This window comes from Cedecea sp. NFIX57, assembly GCF_900177785.1.
Taxonomy (GTDB): domain Bacteria; phylum Pseudomonadota; class Gammaproteobacteria; order Enterobacterales; family Enterobacteriaceae; genus Cedecea; species Cedecea neteri_C.
In genome coordinates this window covers 1-1,232 of the sequence record NZ_FXAS01000130.1, presented here as the reverse complement: position 1 = coordinate 1,232, position 1,232 = coordinate 1, and the positions used below count along the sequence as shown (strand labels likewise).

The 1,232-nt window shown below is 49.4% G+C and carries 1 protein-coding gene and 1 pseudogene; both read right to left on the bottom strand.

The genetic code is table 11. The features are described from left to right. Positions 1 to 94: 94 nt before the first annotated feature. Positions 95 to 292, bottom strand: a pseudogene (locus B9Y90_RS26235) (translation factor (SUA5)); the annotation flags it as partial. A gap of 89 nt (positions 293 to 381) precedes the next feature. Next, positions 382 to 855: a nuclear transport factor 2 family protein gene (locus tag B9Y90_RS26230; protein WP_176227953.1), complete on the bottom strand. Its 474-nt coding sequence runs from the start codon at positions 853 to 855 to the stop codon at positions 382 to 384. Positions 856 to 1,232 lie beyond the last annotated feature (377 nt).

Here is a 1,232-nt window from a genome sequence, read left to right as displayed (position 1 = left end):
CATTAACACGCAAAAGTACCCACCACATGCGGATCGCCATCGCTACAATTCATGGTTAGGAACCTCTAAAAGAGTCGATTGAGCTTCCTAACCATGAACCACACAGCACCACGCCCGGCTTGTTGCGGTTACGCTGCTTAGCATCAAATTTACGCTCGAGGCCTCTGGCATCGGAGGTCATAATGATGTAACCCACTTTGGTAGGACAAACGATCATGCCGCCGCTGGCAGACAGGATTTTTACCGCTTCTGGCTGTAAACCGCCGTTCCACTGGATAGTCTTATTGCTCATCGTCACACCGTTATCTCTTAGAGGATTGAATTTATTGGTCAACACTTCATTCTGATGCAGAATCGCCAGAGGTGACCGATGAGGTATTGCTATTGGTTGGTCGCCGTGGCGGGAATACGGGTATATTGTGAAAGAACGGCTCGCCAGATGCCGTCATTTTTCAGATAAACACGGGTATAGGCGAATTGTCCGCTGACGTCACGACTGCCACGATGGCCCTGATTGATTGTCAGGCCATTTACGACGGCAGTTTGCCCATAAATGCGGATTTGCACATTCTTGTGCAGCATGCTGGTATAACGAAACAGACCAGCCCGAACATCGTCAATCACCTGCTTTCGGGACGTAAACTGACCGATATTGTTGATGGCAAAGTAGTCCGGGTTATGCAGGCTTTCCAGTGCCGAAAGGTCGCCCGCCACCCAGGCATGACTCCAGGCTTGCTCGCGTGCAGCAACGTCGGTCTCATCTTTCGGGTTTGCCTGCGCACTGGGTGTTGTGGATATCAGCAGCAAAAGTACTCCTGACATAATAAACCAGCGACTGAAAGAGGTTATTTTCATAAGTGATGTCCTTTTCTGTAAAAATCTCATCATTCTCAAATTGCGGCTGGAATGTTACAGGTTTAAACCGCAGAGAACGGTCACTGCACTGTATCAGAAATATTCAGTGTGCGCTGTTTTTTTCACCACCACTGAGCTTGACAGCCACAGGCTTCAATCTCTGAAGGTTGATTACCAACTGATTGTGGCGGGGTTGTTAATGAAGGCTGATACTGTCACCGGCCTGAAAGCATGAGAATGGCAGACGTCACAAAATTTTGGCGGGTTCCCGCTTAGAACCCCATGATGCTTGCGCGGGTCTTTTTCAGACAATAGCTGCCTGATGTCCCTGTAGGGGGGTGTCAGAAAATGGTGGTACAGGTTGCGCCGTCGAGCAT

Excerpts from the sequence above, each read along its gene's own strand:
- B9Y90_RS26230 (WP_176227953.1), bottom strand. The coding sequence starts at position 855 with ATGAAAATAACCTCTTTCAGTCGCTGGTTTATTATGTCAGGAGTACTT.